The 17,479-nt window shown below is 34.0% G+C and carries 19 protein-coding genes; 3 read left to right on the top strand and 16 right to left on the bottom strand.

Annotated features, from left to right (window positions below; genetic code table 11):
* Nucleotides 1-9 precede the first annotated feature (9 nt).
* From Q0F04_RS02745 to sufC, 3 genes are read right to left on the bottom strand one after another with little or no spacing between them, the layout of a single operon-like run.
* Nucleotides 10-1,251, bottom strand: coding sequence for a SufS family cysteine desulfurase (locus Q0F04_RS02745; RefSeq protein WP_295749886.1), 1,242 nt, complete (start codon nt 1,249-1,251; stop codon nt 10-12).
* The gene (locus Q0F04_RS02740) at nt 1,238-2,011 is read right to left on the bottom strand and encodes a SufD family Fe-S cluster assembly protein (protein ID WP_295749885.1); all 774 of its coding nucleotides are present in this window, start codon (nt 2,009-2,011) and stop codon (nt 1,238-1,240) included. The genes Q0F04_RS02745 and Q0F04_RS02740 overlap by 14 nt, the downstream gene beginning before the upstream one ends.
* Entirely contained in the window at nt 2,004-2,819 is an 816-nt protein-coding gene (gene sufC / locus Q0F04_RS02735) for a Fe-S cluster assembly ATPase SufC (RefSeq protein ID WP_117571487.1), read from the bottom strand. The genes Q0F04_RS02740 and sufC overlap by 8 nt, the downstream gene beginning before the upstream one ends.
* Before the next feature lie 132 nt (nt 2,820-2,951).
* Here sufC and Q0F04_RS02730 point away from each other — a divergent pair, with 132 nt between their 5' ends.
* On the top strand, nt 2,952-3,977 hold the full coding sequence (locus Q0F04_RS02730; protein ID WP_295749884.1) for a peptidylprolyl isomerase: 1,026 nt from the start codon (nt 2,952-2,954) through the stop codon (nt 3,975-3,977).
* Nucleotides 3,977-4,876, top strand: a complete 900-nt coding sequence (locus tag Q0F04_RS02725; RefSeq protein ID WP_295749882.1) for a hypothetical protein — start codon at nt 3,977-3,979, stop codon at nt 4,874-4,876. The genes Q0F04_RS02730 and Q0F04_RS02725 overlap by 1 nt, the downstream gene beginning before the upstream one ends.
* A 23-nt stretch (nt 4,877-4,899) precedes the next feature.
* On the opposite strand, the gene Q0F04_RS02720 is transcribed toward Q0F04_RS02725, so the two are convergent.
* From Q0F04_RS02720 to Q0F04_RS02675, 10 genes are read right to left on the bottom strand one after another with little or no spacing between them, the layout of a single operon-like run.
* Nucleotides 4,900-5,172: a DUF4176 domain-containing protein gene (locus Q0F04_RS02720; RefSeq protein WP_117571490.1), complete on the bottom strand. Its 273-nt coding sequence runs from the start codon at nt 5,170-5,172 to the stop codon at nt 4,900-4,902.
* A 12-nt stretch (nt 5,173-5,184) separates the two neighbouring features.
* A complete protein-coding gene (locus Q0F04_RS02715; protein ID WP_295749879.1) occupies nt 5,185-5,979 on the bottom strand; it encodes a hypothetical protein in 795 nt (264 codons plus the stop codon).
* Nucleotides 5,966-6,139 (bottom strand): hypothetical protein, encoded by a 174-nt coding sequence (locus tag Q0F04_RS02710; RefSeq protein WP_295749877.1) that lies wholly within the window; start codon nt 6,137-6,139, stop codon nt 5,966-5,968. The genes Q0F04_RS02715 and Q0F04_RS02710 overlap by 14 nt, the downstream gene beginning before the upstream one ends.
* The gene (locus tag Q0F04_RS02705) at nt 6,132-6,416 is read right to left on the bottom strand and encodes a WXG100 family type VII secretion target (RefSeq protein WP_117571492.1); all 285 of its coding nucleotides are present in this window, start codon (nt 6,414-6,416) and stop codon (nt 6,132-6,134) included. The genes Q0F04_RS02710 and Q0F04_RS02705 overlap by 8 nt, the downstream gene beginning before the upstream one ends.
* 12 nt (nt 6,417-6,428) lie before the next feature.
* Nucleotides 6,429-6,722, bottom strand: coding sequence for a WXG100 family type VII secretion target (locus Q0F04_RS02700; protein WP_117571493.1), 294 nt, complete (start codon nt 6,720-6,722; stop codon nt 6,429-6,431).
* A gap of 2 nt (nt 6,723-6,724) precedes the next feature.
* Nucleotides 6,725-6,949, bottom strand: coding sequence for a hypothetical protein (locus tag Q0F04_RS02695; protein ID WP_147325330.1), 225 nt, complete (start codon nt 6,947-6,949; stop codon nt 6,725-6,727).
* Entirely contained in the window at nt 6,924-10,124 is a 3,201-nt protein-coding gene (locus Q0F04_RS02690) for an FtsK/SpoIIIE domain-containing protein (RefSeq protein WP_295749874.1), read from the bottom strand. The genes Q0F04_RS02695 and Q0F04_RS02690 overlap by 26 nt, the downstream gene beginning before the upstream one ends.
* Entirely contained in the window at nt 10,121-11,872 is a 1,752-nt protein-coding gene (locus Q0F04_RS02685; protein ID WP_295749872.1) for a hypothetical protein, read from the bottom strand. Before Q0F04_RS02685 ends, Q0F04_RS02690 begins: the two co-directional genes overlap by 4 nt.
* Nucleotides 11,869-13,194 (bottom strand): protein kinase, encoded by a 1,326-nt coding sequence (locus Q0F04_RS02680; protein ID WP_295749870.1) that lies wholly within the window; start codon nt 13,192-13,194, stop codon nt 11,869-11,871. Before Q0F04_RS02680 ends, Q0F04_RS02685 begins: the two co-directional genes overlap by 4 nt.
* Nucleotides 13,175-14,131, bottom strand: a complete 957-nt coding sequence (locus Q0F04_RS02675; protein WP_295749868.1) for an FHA domain-containing protein — start codon at nt 14,129-14,131, stop codon at nt 13,175-13,177. Before Q0F04_RS02675 ends, Q0F04_RS02680 begins: the two co-directional genes overlap by 20 nt.
* 100 nt (nt 14,132-14,231) lie before the next feature.
* Here Q0F04_RS02675 and Q0F04_RS02670 point away from each other — a divergent pair, with 100 nt between their 5' ends.
* Nucleotides 14,232-14,747, top strand: a complete 516-nt coding sequence (locus Q0F04_RS02670; protein ID WP_295749866.1) for a hypothetical protein — start codon at nt 14,232-14,234, stop codon at nt 14,745-14,747.
* Here Q0F04_RS02670 and Q0F04_RS02665 read toward each other — a convergent pair.
* The 3 genes from Q0F04_RS02665 to Q0F04_RS02655 are packed head-to-tail and all read right to left on the bottom strand — an operon-like array spanning nt 14,707 to nt 17,347.
* Nucleotides 14,707-16,014, bottom strand: coding sequence for a hypothetical protein (locus Q0F04_RS02665; protein ID WP_295749863.1), 1,308 nt, complete (start codon nt 16,012-16,014; stop codon nt 14,707-14,709). The two genes, Q0F04_RS02670 and Q0F04_RS02665, sit on opposite strands and share 41 nt — an antisense overlap.
* 8 nt (nt 16,015-16,022) lie before the next feature.
* Nucleotides 16,023-16,562 (bottom strand): serine O-acetyltransferase EpsC, encoded by a 540-nt coding sequence (gene epsC, locus Q0F04_RS02660; RefSeq protein ID WP_295749860.1) that lies wholly within the window; start codon nt 16,560-16,562, stop codon nt 16,023-16,025.
* A gap of 44 nt (nt 16,563-16,606) precedes the next feature.
* The gene (locus Q0F04_RS02655; protein ID WP_295749857.1) at nt 16,607-17,347 is read right to left on the bottom strand and encodes an NAD-dependent protein deacylase; all 741 of its coding nucleotides are present in this window, start codon (nt 17,345-17,347) and stop codon (nt 16,607-16,609) included.
* Between the last annotated feature and the right edge of the window lie 132 nt (nt 17,348-17,479).

Raw genomic sequence — 17,479 nt, 5'->3', positions numbered from 1 at the left:
GCTTCCTTCCTAAAAGAAAATGCTGACACAGTTTTCCACTGTCGCATTCTTCAAAGCATCAATCAATTGATCGACTTCTTCTTTTGTGTTGTACAAATAGAAACTTGCACGACAAGTACCCGGTGTCTTTAAAACTTCCGGAAGTAATTTAGCACAATGCTGTCCCGAACGAACGGCAATGCCAAACGTATTTAAATAGCTTGCGACATCTTGCGCAAAAATCATTTGATCTTTATCCTTCACATTAAATGTCACAATGCCACTCTTCGCATTTTCATTGTATACAACGATATTTCCTAAAGCTTTCGCTTTTTCTAAGAAATATTCCTTTAATTCAACTTCATGCGCATGGATATTCTCTTTTCCAATCGCATCCAAATAATCCATGGCAGCCGCCATACCAATGACACCCTCAATAGGTTGTGTTCCAGATTCAAACTTTAATGGCGTTTCCTTTAAAGTTAATGAACAAGACTTATCAAAGCGCGCATTACTTTCTCCACCATAGAAAATTGGTTCTAACTGATCCAACCATTTTTTCTTTCCATATAATGCACCTACGCCTGTAGGACCACACATCTTGTGGGCACTAAACGCATAGAAATCACAATCTAAATCTTGCACATCAATATTTAAATGGGGTGTACTCTGTGCTCCATCAATCACTAATAAAATGCCTCGTTCATGACAGATCTTGGCAATTTCCTTAACAGGAGCTACAAAACCTAAAACATTGGAAACCATCGCAATCGCAACAACTTTAACTTGATTGGTTAAGACACTTTTAAAGTTTTCAACTGTAATCTTACCCTCTTCATCCAAAGGAATATAATCAATTTTAGTTCCTTTTTTCTTTCCTGCCTGCATCCAAGGCAAAATACTTGAGGCATGTTCACTTTCATCGCTTAAAATGACATCCCCTTCATGTAAAAGCTGTTCTGTAACCATCATCGCTACAAGATTCAAGCCTTCACTCGAACCTGATGTAAATACGATTTCTTCTTTGTGTTTCGCATTTAAGAATTTTTGAGTACGAACACGAGCCCCTTCAAAAGCCGCATCGACCTGTGCACTCATTTCATAATCACCACGGTGAGCATTGGCACCAAGGTATGTATAATAATTTACTACGGCATCAATCACAGGTTGAGGCTTTAATGTCGTAGCTCCGTTATCTAAATACACTAGAGGCTTATCTGACATCTTACGCGTTAAAATCGGAAAATCTTTACGTATTTTATTGATGTCCATATAATCCAACCTTACTTTCCATTTCTTGACGAAGATTTTCTTTCAATTCTTCATCTTCAACTAAATCAATAACTGGCAAGAAATAGCCAACACTTAATAATCCTACAGCTTGTTTAGTACTCAATCCACGAGACTGTAGATAATACAATTGATCAGCATCAGGCTGTCCAATGGTTAGGGCATGGCTTGCCTTTACATCATTTTCATCAATTAATAATAGGGGAATAACTTTTGTCTTATGTCCCTGACCCAAAGTTAATACACGCGTTGCCTGATGAGACTGCGCATCGAAACATCCCTTTTTGATATTTCCATTGGCAACCATTTGATATTGTCCATGATCAAATAAAACGGCAAAGTTTTTCATTTGACCATTTGTATGAGGCGCATTATGTCTTACTTCCATATCACATACTTTTTCAATGTGTTCCTGACATAATTGACCACTTAAAATTTCATATTCAGCCCCCTGCTCTTTTAGATCCACATAGTGATTCCATTTCAATGGGCTTTTTTCTAGATCCAAGACACCCATTTGGCAATTGGCATCTTGTTTAAGTACCATATTAATATTTAATTCGCACGCATTTTCAGCATGGTTTAAAATAAAGAATTTTGAAAAAGAATTTTCTAAACATTCCACATTCAAATCTAATTTTGTACAATCTTTACTCAATTCAATTAAATATGATTTTTGATCATGACGATCAATTTGAATGTTTAAAGTTTCGCTATTGTGTACTTCCTTGCGATTAAGCATATTTTTTAGCTCCACAAGAACCTAAAGAAATAGGTTGTTTATCATCTTCTTTATTTGCGGTTACGTGGTACTCTTTTTCAATCCATTCATATCCATCCTGGTCAACTTTTTCAACCAAACTTGCATCACCAGATACAACGATTTGTCCATCCATTAATACGTGAGCATGTGTTGGCTGTAAATATTCATAGAAACGTGCATAGTGAGATACGATCAATAAACCAAGATCTGTTTGTTGCTGACATTGGTTGATGGCATCTGAAACAATACGCAATGCATCGACATCAAGTCCTGAATCAATTTCATCCAACATCGCAATGGCTGGTTTTAACATCATCATTTGAACGATTTCATTACGTTTCTTTTCACCACCACTAAAACCATCATTTAAGAAACGATGAGCCAAGTCAGGTTTCATTTCTAATTGTTCAATAGCTTTATCCATTTCTTTGATGAATTTAAATAATGAGATTGGTTTTTCTAAACGTGCATTGATGGCACTTCTTAAAAAGTCAGAGTTTGTAACACCAGAAACAACACTCGGATATTGCATACCCAAGAAAAGTCCGGCTTTGCTTCTTTCATCGACTGACATTTGTAGTACATCTTTTCCATCTAATGTGATTGAACCTGATGTAACTGTATATTTTGGATTACCCATAATGGCTGCAAGCAATGTAGACTTACCATTTCCATTAGGTCCCATTAGGGCATGACGCTCACCTGATTTTACAGTTAAGCTCAACCCTTTTAAAATTTCTTTATTCTCCACGGATACATGAAGATCCTTAATGACCAAATCTGCCATACCTTCTACCTCTTTTCACTGCAATATAATACCAAATAATTATTAAAATCTCAATTAATACGTCTCGAGCCTTCATTGCAATTTAAAAAGATATCTCGTATAATTGAAAAGACATTCTCAAGGAGGTTAATTATGACTGATATTTTACGAAATAACTGGTTTGTCGTACTTATTGCCATCATCATTATTGGTTTTATTGGCTACTTTATCTACGACACCAATAAAGATAATGTTTCCGCAAAAACAGCGAACAACGAACAAGTTGTTGCTTCTATTAATAAGGATGACATTACTGCTGATGATTTATATGATGAATCCACACCTTATGATGGCTCTACTATTTACAATATGTATAAAAATGCCGTTATTGATCAATCCATCAAAACTACAAAAGATTTAAAGAAACAAGCTAGCACATTAGAGTCTAACATCAAATCGAATGCATCGAGTCAAAGCGATGACTATGAATCCACACTAACAACAGAACTTGCTAAATATGGTTATGCATCCTATGAAGAGTTAAATGATTATTGCTTAACAAGTGTTAAAGAAAAAGAAATGAACAAAAAATACATCACGAAACATTTTGATGAAGTGAAAAAGGCTTGGGAAGAAAAAAGTCCAAGAACCGTATCTATTATTAAGATGGAAGTTAGTGATGCCGATAATCTAACAGAAACAGAAGCGAAAAAGAAAAGTAATATTGAAAAGGCTTTAGAAAAAGAAAGTTTTGCGGATGTTGCCAAAGCCTTCTCTGAAGATTCAAATACCGCTAATAAAAAAGGATTTGCAGGATACATTGATTCAGATTCTACAAGTTCGGATTCAAGTTCAACATCTACGGTTCCTGCCGACGTTGTAACAGCCGCCATTGCTCTTAAAAAAGGTGAAACAAGCGACTGGGTTACAGTTACAAGTTCAAGTGGAACAAGCTTATATAAAGTATATGTAAAAGAAACAAACGCAAAGAAGATCTTCAATGCGAAAAGTGACACTGTTTCAAACCAAGCATTGTATGCCATCTTAAACAGTGATTCTTCTCTTTCATATAAGATCTTAGATTCTTATGCGAAAAAATTAGATATCAAATTCAACGATAAAGACACAAAGAAAAAATTCGACAGCTATGTAAAAACAACTTATGGAGGTGATCAATAATGAAAAAGACACCTATATTATTCGTATGTGCGGCTATGATGTTGACAGGATGCTCTGGGGCAACCGCAAATATCAAAGATAAAGATGAAACAATCATGACTATTGGTGATACAAAATACACTAAGGGTGATGAATATGAATTATTGAAAGTATCGACAGGTACAGATCTTACAATGGAACTTGTAAAACAGGCTATCTACAAACAAGAAGTCAAAGTTACAAAGGAAATGAAGGAAAAAGCACAAGAACAAGTCGACAACTACAAAGAAAACATGGAAAACTTTGATGAACAAATTCAATCCTTGGGCTATAAAAATAGTAAACAATATATGAATAAAGTTCTAATTCCAAGTTTACAAGCAAGTGAATTAACTGAAAAATACTTCACAGACGCAAAGAAAGACATCCAAAAAACATACAAACCAAGTAAAGCTCGTATCATTCAATGTGAAAATAAGGCTACAGCTAAAAAAGCATTGAAGGCATTAAAGAGTGGAACAGATCCAGAAGAAGTCGCTCAACAATATATGATTGAGTCTGCAACATATTCTGGAAAAGAAACATTGGTAACGACAAAGACAACGGATTTATCAACTCGTTTGATCAATAAATTGTCAAAGACAAAAAAAGCCGGAGTTATCGATGAAGTCTTCACAAACGAAAGCAGCGGAAATACATATGCCTATGTTGCTGTATTAGTATCCAATACATACAAAGACATTAAAGATGAAGTATACACTACATTAAGCAGTGACGATGACATCACAAAAGAATGCCTTGTTTATTATTTAAAGAAATATAATTTTGAAGTACACGATCAAGATGTATTCAATAATTTAAAGGCAAACAATCCTGAATATCTAGTTTCTAGACCAGATTTATCTGAATCAAACGACTAAAAAAAGGCCATTAGACATTAAGTCTAGTGGCCCATTTTTTTCATCATTTCATCCAGTTCAAACCGAAAATTAAATTCTTCTATATCCTGTAACCCTATATAGAACAAACAATCTATATCCTCATGATCAAATACGTAACAATGCTCCTTATCCATGTAGCCTTCTGGCCATAAACATCCCGCATAATCATAGAGCTTTTTGGTCTTCACATTTTGTTGAAGACGACCAATGATCATTAATTTCTTTGTCCCCTCTTTTAAAGTGACGACACTACCAATCGGTAATAAATCTTTCATGCCTACTCCTTTCTAATAACTTACGTTGATTTTAAAGCCCAGTCCTGCTATAAAGCCAAGTTTTGAGCCGATTTCCCACTCTCGGCTTGAAAAATGATAAGAGAAATTTGCCTCTGCACTACCTACACTTCCCTGTGCTGTTAAAGTGACTTTTGCGCCAAGAATGTTCAATACACAACGTGTCTCGCCACGTAATGCGGCAACACCAACGCCAGCTTCAAACGACTGCTCTTTGGCAGAAAAAGCGGCTTTACAAGTCGCATACGCAACACCGACTTGACCCGTCGCCCTTGCACTCGCATAGACTTTTGAATTTCCAATACGCGCATTCACTGTAGAAGATAGTAACGCAAGACTTGACTCTGCATTTAAAACAATACGCGGATCAAACTTCTTGTTCTTCCATATCCTTGCACTAATACTCGATTTAATTTCTCCATCAAGCAGTGTGGCATTAGCTCCTACATGGAAATAAGGCTTTGTGTAATTTTTATTCCATTCTTTAAATGACTTTGTATAACGAATCGATCCATACGAATACCGACTCTGTTTTGTCAGTTGTGAAACTAGATTTAAGTTTGTATACTTGATCAAATTCACCTTTCCAGGTTTCCAAGTACTTTGTTTGTGCTCACAAGACTCAATTAAAGATGCACTCTTCGACAAATAATTCGCAATATCCATGATTTCTTTGGCAATACGATATTGCCTTTCATTGATTGTCGGATCTTTCGAATAAATCTGTCGAGATGCCAATGCCTTATATTCAAGACTTAGATTTTGACAAGCTGCACTATCGGCGTTCACGATTCATGATCCCCTGAATCTGAATTTGAATCAAATATTGAATTCGATTGATTTTTTGATTCACATAGACAAACTCTTCATTCGATACAACATTTTTTGTTTGATTTAACAACGCATTTAAATCACTAGACAAAGCATTGTAGAAATTTATCTCATTCATAACGCATCAAAGATTGTTCATTTTCCTGATATAGATTTGCGGTTTGATGTAAGTACGTAGAAAAACGAGCTAACGTATCTAAATACGACATCATTGCTGGATTCAACTTTTGAAACTCTTCCATAAAATGCTTAGATGCAGGAGATTGCCAAATTGATTCCACATAATACATTCTAGATTCAATTTCGTTAAATACAGTTCGAATCTCATTGGCATACGCATCCACCTGCTTAGAATATGCCATTACATCTTCACTTGATATTTGAATTTGTGCCATACTTTTCTCCTTCTACAATAACAGCCTAGCTTGCGCAACACGATCTTGCTGAAGCTGTTCATAAACCGAAGCTGTCTGCTTCAATACATTGCTGTATTCTTGAATCACTTGATACATTTCATTTAATGAAGGTCTGAATTCTTCGAGTTGATTTTGAAAAGCTAAGTGATCCACACCTTGCCAGATACTTTGCATCTGTTCCACCTTTTTGTATAAATTTTGAATTAAATCATTATAGCTATCCGCCTTGTTTTTCACATAAACACTCGCTTGATAGACTTCAGAATAATCCACTGATATTTTCATTTTTACCTCCCGTAAATTAAGATATCGCCATGAGCGATTTGATTTTCTTGAAACGTTTTATTTAAATCTAAAAAATAATTTCCTGTCACGTTAAACACATACAGTACTTCATAACCTAAAAACTCATTTAAAAACATTTTCACTACATACAATTGAGATACATATACCATTCTTAGATCAAAAGACAGATATATTCCAACCTCATTCACAAATACCAATCCCTTCATTTTGATCTTTAAAAAAGACACAATCAAAATGTTCATATGGAAGCTTACGCTTTAACATATATCCATATTCTTTTAAGCCATAACCAACCCATACAATCTGGGCGTTGTATAGTTTCTTTTGAAACACCTCTTGATTTAACAGCTGCATGTCCACACACACTACATATACATCACTCTCTTTATGCCAATCTCTTGTGATCATGAGATGGGCTAAACTTTCACATATGCGATTGATTTCCAATTCATACTCCGTATGCATATACAAAATGAATAATTTTTTTGTTTCATCCATAAAAACCGGTCGATCACTCTTACATTCAAAACCAATACAGTTTTTTTCCTTATTGAATATCATTGATTTTGTATCTCTTAATTTCAGATCTGTTTCTTTGATCTTTCGATATAAAATTTCAACATATGCATTGTGATACAACGTCAAGTTTAGATACGAAGGCAGATGGTAGGTGTCAAAAAATATTCTTTTATCATCTAAACTCTCTATATCAAATACATACTTATTTAAAATCCATTTAAAATTTGTGTTTTCATTATTCGTAACCACAAATGAAATTACATGTTGATCCAATTCAGAAAGATCCAAATTCTCATCTTCGAAAATAATACAAACACCCTCATGAATCATTGAAAAATAACGAGATTGAAAGAAACTAAAATCAACATAAGAATCCAACCTGTTTGTTCCATATACATAGATTGTTTCATTTTCAAAATACTTGATCAAACGATATACAATATCTAGACTTTTTGTATACAACAACTGTAATGACATGAATTCAATCTCACATTGTCTTTGTTCAAAAGGAAGATCTAACACACCGAATACATGTTCAGGAATGTTTTTAGGTAATAACACCCATTCTCTTACTTCCTTTAAATCATGAATTTGATCCTTTAATACATCTATGACGCGCTGACCTGCATGATAGTTTGAATGCAGTACTTCCTTTTTCTCATTGATTTCGCGCCAAGCTATTTCATCGATTGAACTCTGCAAATAAAAACTTCGACAAGATTGATTTTTTTGTTGGTGCAAAAGAATCATATCTCCTGGATTTTTTAAATGATACGCCATTTCATTTTGAAGCATTTCCCGACTATCTTGTACGCTGCTCACATGAAAACAAGCTCGCCAAGTTGTATTTGACCAAACTTGATCATCAATAATACCAGCAGGTTTTTGTGTACTTAAAACCAAATGGATGCCAAGTGATCTTCCAATGCGTGCAATTTCCTGTAACTGCGACATAAATTGTGGAAAGCGCATTTTTAATTGGGCAAATTCATCCACAAAGATCCATAAATGTGACATTGTATGAATCTTATTGTAGGAATGAATATCTGATACCTTTTCTTTTAAGAACAATCTCTGTCTTTTCTCCAGTTCATAATTCATGCTCTGAAAAAAACGTTCCATAGATTGTGCATCTAAATTGGTCACAATTCCTGCACAATGCGTAAATTCATAAAATGGTTGTCCAAAGGCACCACCTTTAAAATCAATCAATATATATTGAAATTGTTGAGGCGTATTATGCCATATCAGCATCATTAAAAGAAAACTAATAAATTCACTCTTGCCAAAGCCCGTCATACCTGCGACTAAGCCATGAGGACCATACGTTTGAAAATCCATATATACAATTTGTTGGGTATCATCGATTCCTACTGGTACTTTCATTACATACTCAGATTTTCGTATAGGACCCATTTTGATCAGTTCATCATAGAAATCTGTATATTCATTTCGTAACACAAGTCGTTTTCGATTGCAGCTTAATTCTGTTATCGCAATCGTTTGAATTTGGTAGTCATAATGGAAAGATGGTTTTTGATTTCCCACATAAATCAAACAATAATACGACTTAGGAAGATATGTCCCTTCTACATCAACGACAATTGTATCCGCATCGATTTTTTCATGAATTGCACAATAGGGATTTAGAAGAATTCGTTTCATTCCATTAAATTCCTGCAGCCATACCCATTTACGCTTTTGTTTGGAATACCACAAATAATTCTCAAATAAAACCAAGCTGTCCTTCACATCGCCTTTGATCCAACAAACCTCTCCTTGTTTCAAAAAGACTGGAACTTGAACAGATTGATTTAAGTTTGAAATCAACTGTTCTCTTTTCTGCATCAAATCATTGAGTGCATATTCATACGAAACTTCACGATAACTGACTTCACACCACTTGTCGTATGTACACCCCACATAGATCACATCTCTGTTTTCGTGTTGATATGTATCTATATATTTAGAAATATATTCATCAATCTTCTTTTCAAATGCTCCTTTAGATACAGCACCCTTTTCATACATCTTCTCAATGTAGGCATTATACATATCGATACTTTTGGTGCTCTCTTTTACACTTAACTTATATTGATAATTCCGGTTATATAAACCATACACCATAAAAGTAAATGCCATTGTCAAAGAACTGATCATACTTGTGAAGAGGGTTTCTATTCTTTGTTTTTGAAGATATCCAATTAGAATGGAAGAAATAAAACCCGAACTTGCGATCATACAACTCGGTCCTATCGCACTAAATAGACTTTGTTTTTGTACAGTACGCATAATTTGCGGCATCTGAATATCAAACTTTTGAACCTTTGGCATTTCAACATTTAAATCAGACGGATAATACGCTCTATTTTTACAATCTAGCTCTGCATTTATATACGGATTATTGACCATATCCAAAAGTACATAGTCTTTTAAATAAATCATGCGAATATTCGCAAACACGATTTCATCCTGCATACAAAGACTGCAACATTTTACTCGTTTTGAATTGACATACGTACCGTTTAAACTATCAAAATCCTGTAATACACCTTCTTCAATTTGAAAATGATATCTAGATACGCCATTTGTACATAATTGAATCTCACACGCATCACTTCTTCCAACCTTTATCTTTTTAGAAATCGGAAAATGACACATTGTACTTTCCTTTTCTTCTAGATAGAATAAAGCTTCTTCTAAAATGCATGATTCGCCATACCGCAACAGTTTTTTAGATTGATTCCATACGATACACACACCATTTCTTCTTTTTTCAAAGGAATACTTTAAAAATGACTTTATGCAGTTTAAATCAAAGTAGTGACAGGATGAATCTGTGTATACCCATAGTTTGATCATAATTTAAAGATTTGTTTAAACCACATCCGTATTTTCTGCATAAAAGTGATTCTCACAGCTGACCTTTTAATTTCCTCTTTTTTTAATACTTCGCGATGCTTTGTCTTTACCTCAATCGACGTCTTTTTCTTCTTCAAAGAAATTTCAACATAATCGTGTCCCACCACATCTTTTTCAATTGGAATACACTTACCATTGACTAAAACATACTCAATCTTATCTTCAGACCATATTTGTACCTTGTTCTTTTTACGCGTATAGTGAATTTTGGGCTTAGAAGCCTTTTGAATATGCTTCGTATTCTTTTTTAAGACCACTTCATTATCTTCATTCACAACCCAGACACGTTCAAATTCAACCACTTCATCTTTTTCTAGAACTTGTTCACTTTTTGAAACCATTTCAATCTCTTTATCGGGACTAAACACAAATTCATATTCTTTCTTTTCTAGATTCATTAACGCATCACTTGTATATGTCACAATTTTTAATACATCATCTTTGACCATACGATTAAAGACTTTCTCAAAATCCATATCCATGAACGTATCATTTAAATAGTACTCCACTCGCATGTACGCATTTGAATCATCAAACTTGTACTCTAAACTTGGCAGCTTCTTTAATTTCATGCGATTCACAACCACTTCATTGTTCATAAACAATTGACTCGCAGGGGCCTTTTTATCAATTTGGACATAGATTTGATCACTTACCTCATGTCCATATATATCTTTGGCATATGCACTCACACAATAGATGACATCCTGATTATGTATGGCTGGTAAACGAATTGTTTCATTGAGCGCATAGCGCGTCTTAATACCATTAAGATCTACATCGATATATCCTCTTTCTAATTTTGATACATTGCGAATCGCATTCACGATAACATCTTCATTGGATAGCTTACTTGAAGGCGTTAATGTGACTACCGGCAAAATATTCGAATATTCAATAGAACCTTCAATACGTTTTTTAAATTGTGGATACACTTTGTGTTCTAACTCAAATGTATACTTTCCATTTTTTGAATGATCGATTACCACTTGATCTTTATCTTCTAAATCAAGCGAATAGTAATAAATGCCATCACAATACACGTGCAAATTAAACGCCTGTTTACATATCGATTCAAATTGAAGATTTGAATGATTTTCTTTTGTATACACGGCAGAATTTAATAGGCATTCAGGATATTCAATAGGTAAGATTTTAATTTCTCTTTCCACCTTATTTTGTGCAATATCCGTACAAACGATTCGTAAAGATTGATTTTTAGATGTAACATCCACATCAAATTCAAGACCTTCACAATCTATTTGTTCATCATCTAAATAGACCTGAATACTTTCGACGTTTTCTTCGAAGATCTTTACATGAATGGTTTCTTTATCTTCTAAAGGAAGTACATCTAGAATCTTTTGATTATTTGTATTCAATACAATATCTGGCATTGTCGTATCTAATAGAATTGTCTTTTCACCTTCCTGTAAAGCATAGCCATCTACATCTTTTAAAATATATACAAGCTGTGTGATTCCTTCTTTTTGAATGTCGATAAAAGTATGTTCATTATTTAAATCAATTTCTTTGCCATCATAAAGAACTAAACTAGAATCTCGATCCACTTTTTCATCAAAAAATAACTCAATATTTCCTGTCGCAGAAGCTACACCATTAATAAAGTTTTCTGTTTCCTGCCAATATATAAAATCTGTATATTCAACATCTTGTAGAGAAATCATAAACCCCTCCAAAATTCATAAAGATTTTTCCATCTTTCACTTTTCAAATTGTCAATAAAAACCACTGGAATTTCCATATTCTCACTCTCCTTATTTCGTAATAAAAGTACATATTCCAAGTAATTACATCCTAGATTTTCAAATTCGGCTTGATACATCTTTAATGTCTCTGCATCCATACTTTCAATCCATTCTTTAATCGGTTGAATCGAAATTTTAATTTCTTTATGCAAACCAAGCTGTAGGCATTGATTTAAAACATCCAATTTATCTTTTAGAAGCAAGTTATTCGAATGAACTAACTTAATACACGCATCAATATGCTTGGCATCCGGATTTAAATACACCAATACGAGTGCTTGTAGCTCTGGCCATTTTTCTAAAGAAACACGATCATATACATATCGAATCAAAGTAGCATCTTTTGTCGCCATTGCCTCCTCCATTAAAAATAAAGATGCTTGTTCATTGACATATACTTCATCTAAAATCCAGCCATTATAGATCCACGTATATAAACGATCTTTTTTATCAGACTCTTTATACGCTTTTTCAAATAAGGCAACTTGATGATGGTTGTAGTACGCATCAAAGACACTTTTTGGACTTGTACGGAAGACAGACAGAATACATATAGAAAGTACAAGTAGGATTCGAATGATGATATGTATAAAAATCAAGTTCTTAAATGTGGATAATCGAGATATTCTTCGCTCTTGTTTTTGATGACACAAAAGAATCACAGGCATCATGAAAAAACCAAATAGTTCTTGTACTAAAGAGCCAAGCGCATAGATATCACAACGAATATCCTTTTCACTCAGTGTGAGTAATTCAGGTGCACAATTGGATTTGGATGCCATCACTGCCACATGTGAGTGATTTTCAATACATGCATTAAAATCAATCAAATAAAAATGGTTCTGATAATAAATAATGTTTTCAAGTTTTAAATCAATATAGAGATAGCCAATCTGATGCAGATCTTGCAGGACTTTTAAAATATCAAAAAGTAATTGATACTTCTTAAATACACAACGATGTTTTTGAAAGTATTGTTTCGCATTCATTCCTGGAATATACGTTTCGACAAAGCATTGCGCAAAGTCTTCTTCAAAACAAGTGATCAAGCTAGGGGCATGAATCGAATTTAAGTTAGAGAGCACATTGATTTCCGTTTTAAATTGATGTTTATATCGTTCTGTTTCATGATCTGGACAGATTTTTAGAATATAAACACACGTACTCATTTCATCCATGACACGATAGACATTGGCATTATAGGTATGTATGATCTTATATCTATTGTTCTTTAAATTCACACACGACATCACCAAACCGTATCATCATGCCATCTTTTAATCGCATCTTACGCTTTACTTCTTTTTCGTTCAGATACGTCTTATTCGTACTCTTTAGATCTTGTATATAATACCGATCATTTTCACATACGATTTTGGCATGTTTTAAAGAAACACTCGCATCTTGTATACGTACATCACATACCATCGCTCTTCCCACTAAATTGATTTCATTGCTCAATGCATATTTTTCCTGATTCCATAACAAGTAGGCACAAAAGTCTACTTTTACTTGTAAAAGCTGTGTTTTTTCTTCCAAAACAGATTCAACAGGCTTCGACTTATGGAAAGCTTGTATGGGTTCTTTGACTTTAAATGTCTGCATCCTCTTGTTTTTAAAGAAAGAAAACTTTTTCGGATAATATAAATTTCGTATGTTATCCAGACCTAAGACAAGATTGGGTAAGCTGAACTCTGCACTCTTTAAAAACTTCAATAAAAATCCAGGGATTTCAAAAGCCGTTGTAGTCTGCATTGTTTTTGCGATGTACTCCACCCATTTTTCTGACATATCCTTTTGAAACATCCAATTCGATATTTGAATGGGCACCACGACAAACGCAAAGCAATCACCAAAACTAGACACAAACACATAGTCTGGATCAAATAGAACGGGCTTGTTGCGGTTGGATGCGATAGCTTGTTCAAATAACTGATGCAAGAATATATAGCCTTCTTCTTTTTCAAACACATACTGACTTAAAAAATCATGTAAAGGAATATAGCCTTCAATCGCATACACCATCGATGCTGTTTTTTCATTCGTCAACATACATGGCAGACAAAAATCATCGTTCGATAGTCGATCAAAAATGGATAGGTCGAGTAATTCTGGATTTTTCAAATGAACATACAAGTGATTTTCATCCATGTGATCTTGTTCAATCCATTCGGACATCTCATCACCTCCATACTCTTAAACGTTTTTTTTAGCACTTTTTCCAGAAAACTTTCATTATTTTTTTGATTTTTCGCACTTTTTTGTCTAAAATGAAACAATGATGAAATTTCTAACTTATATTCACGTTTATTTAATCCAAACCATCCTGAATTTCCTTCCATTTTTCTGGATTGACGTCTTCTATGACAACCAAACCTATATTGGAAATCAGTTGCATCATCCCATCTATTTATTTTTATGGGCACTAAGTTCATCAATCGGATTTTATTATTATTCAAAAAAAATATGGGAAAAATATAACGTAAATTACAATAAAAAAAATCATGCCCTAATCTGTTTAGGCATGATTCTTTCTTGTTCAATTCCATATAACGATATTACGATTTTAAAAGATCTACACGTATGGCTTTCCATTCTTTTTGTAGCCTGGTTTATCCTTGAATGGTTTCTTTATATTCCGGTTAACTTAAATAAAAACTCAATCCTATTTTTTATCAACATTGGATTGAGTTTTGTGTTCACATTTATGTTTGGCCACATTACTGGCTTTTGCGAAATCTATTTTTCATTCACTATGAATATTCTACTTCATCACTGGATGTTTCAGGATTGATCTTTTCAATCTTATCTAAGTAGTTTTTCGCTTTTTTCACAAAATACATACGATTTCCAAGCTCAAGTACTTTTTCAAAATACAAGCGAGCCAATTTATAATCTTCTTCTACAAAGGAAATCAAAGCGATGTAGTAACATGAATCTACTTGCTGGAAAGGAAAAGCCGCTCTTTGTAGACCTTTTAAATAATATTTCTTACAAGTATTCAAATCCCCATCCATAAGATGAATCTTATTTTCAATAGCCGCCATTTCTTCACTTTGAATCATAACACCTGCACGTCCATAATGAAGACGAATATTTTGAGCTTCTTCTTTACAACGAGATAAAGCCTCTTCATCCTTCAACATATAATAAATATACGACATCAATGACCAATATTGTAAAGAACTTGCGGCATCCTTACGTGGATAACTGATCAATATATCTTGAGCCAATTCAGGATCATTTAAATAAATCAAGCATTGCGCAAACAATGTATGCTGACTCAAACGCGTATGTCCTTTTGAATTTGTGCAATAATAAATAATAGCACTTGCACAAGCTTCTGGATTACAATCTTCATATAATAATTTTGTGATTGGTAAAAGGGATACAGCACGATAACGTAACACCAAATTAAACGCAAATAAGTAGAACATCAATAATACAGCTAGAAGCATCATGTTATTCACGGCAATTAAAATCACAAATAAGGCAACAATACCTAACGCATAAATGCCTGTTAATTTACGCACATTTTTACGACAAGTCTTTGCGAGATCCTTATAAGACTCATCCAATTCATGATGGATCTTATACATACGAACCAATTCATCATCACTTGTAAAATTAAATTCGCGACGCTCTTTCGAAATACTTTTGCGCAAACTTAACATTCCATAAATACATACAATAAATGCAGGCACAACCAAGATGGCACCAATATAGATCATATATTCAGGTAAAAAGAAAATCAAACACATAACGATCCATGGGCTGATGTTGAATCGCGCTGTTATATATTGTCCAATATAAATGATATTGATGATACCTGAAATTAATAAGGCATCACCCACATATAAGATCCACATATTATTTTGTAGATACGTTAAAACCTGTTTCAGTGATTCTGTATCTACCCCGGGTACAGAACTTAATGAACTCGACAACATGTCTGAACTCATATCTATACCACTCGTAAATACAACCGCACTTAAGCCAAGTCCAACTAAAAAAGCTACGACTAAAGCTATTAAATGGGATTTACAACGATATTTCCACATACAACCACCTATTTCTTCTCTATAATTCTTGCAGGAATACCCACTGCAGTTGCCCCTTCAGGAACATCTTTTAAGACGACCGCATTTGCTCCTATACGACAACCCTTTTTCAAAGTAATATTTCCTAAACATTTAGCACCACAGCCAATATATACACCATCCTCTAAAGTTGGATGCCTTTTGACATGCTGCTTTCCAGTACCACCCAGTGTTACACCATGATAAAGCTGACAATCATCACCGATAATTGCCGTTTCCCCAATCACAACTCCCATACCATGATCAATCATCAAACCACGACCAATCACAGCACCCGGGTGAATTTCAATTCCTGTCCAATGCCTTGCTCGATTACTTACCCAACGTGCTATAAATGTATGATTGTGTATCCAAAACCAATGGGCAATACGATGAAAACCAATGGCCTTAATATGTGGATACAACCAAAACACTTCCCATTTTGAATGTGCAGCAGGGTCTAACTGCATTGTTCTTTCTATGTTATATAATCCATCACGGATAAAAGATCTCTTCTTTTTTTCTGACATGATAAAATTTTAGTTGATTTGTGTCTAAATTTCAAGTTTAGTGTTTATTTCACATAAACTTCACATAGTGAATCATCTAATACCTTACCAATCGAATCATGAATCACAAGATCCGCCTTTGAATCCATATTTGTACTATCTTTATTGATCAAAACCAAATGTTTGCCATGAAAATAGTTAATTAAACCAGCTGCAGGATATACGACAAGACTTGTACCACCTACAATTAAAAGATCTGCCTGCTCAATCGCATGAACAGCCGAATACAATGTATATTCATCTAAGCCTTCTTCATACAAAACAACATCTGGCTTAATGATGGCACCACACTTTGGGCATCTAGGAATACCTTCATCATCTCTTAGCTTCATCATATCCTCTAAAGAATACTTTGTTTGACAATGCGTACACGTATTTCTTAAAACACTTCCATGCAATTCAAAGACCTTTTTAGAACCGGCCATTTGATGTAAGCCATCAATATTCTGTGTCACAATCCCTTTTAGCTTACCCATTTCTTCAAGCTTTGAAAGAGCATAATGCGCCTTATTCGGTTTAGCATTTGGATAAATCATCTGATTAAAATAAAAATCAAAGAATTCTTTAGGATGACTCAAATAAAAACTATGCGACAACATAATCTCAGCCGGATATGGATACTTCTTTTTATATAATCCATTATCACTACGAAAATCTGGAATGTTACTTTCTGTAGACACACCAGCACCACCAAAAAATACTATATTATTACTTTCTTGAATCCAATCTTTTAAAGACATAAACATCACTTCCCGAAACTATTATACCCCTAAATAAGAAAAGAAAGGAAGATAATTAACTATAGTGATTACGCATGAAATAATCTTCGAATTTTCGTGATTTAAGATTATTTATTTTTTTATGTACTTTAATAGTGT

The sequence above is a fragment of the uncultured Holdemanella sp. genome (genome assembly GCF_934772795.1).
Lineage (GTDB): Bacteria > Bacillota_I > Bacilli_A > Erysipelotrichales > Erysipelotrichaceae > Holdemanella.
The sequence above is the reverse complement of the archived record's forward strand: the minus strand, read 5'-3'. Positions and strand labels throughout refer to the sequence as shown.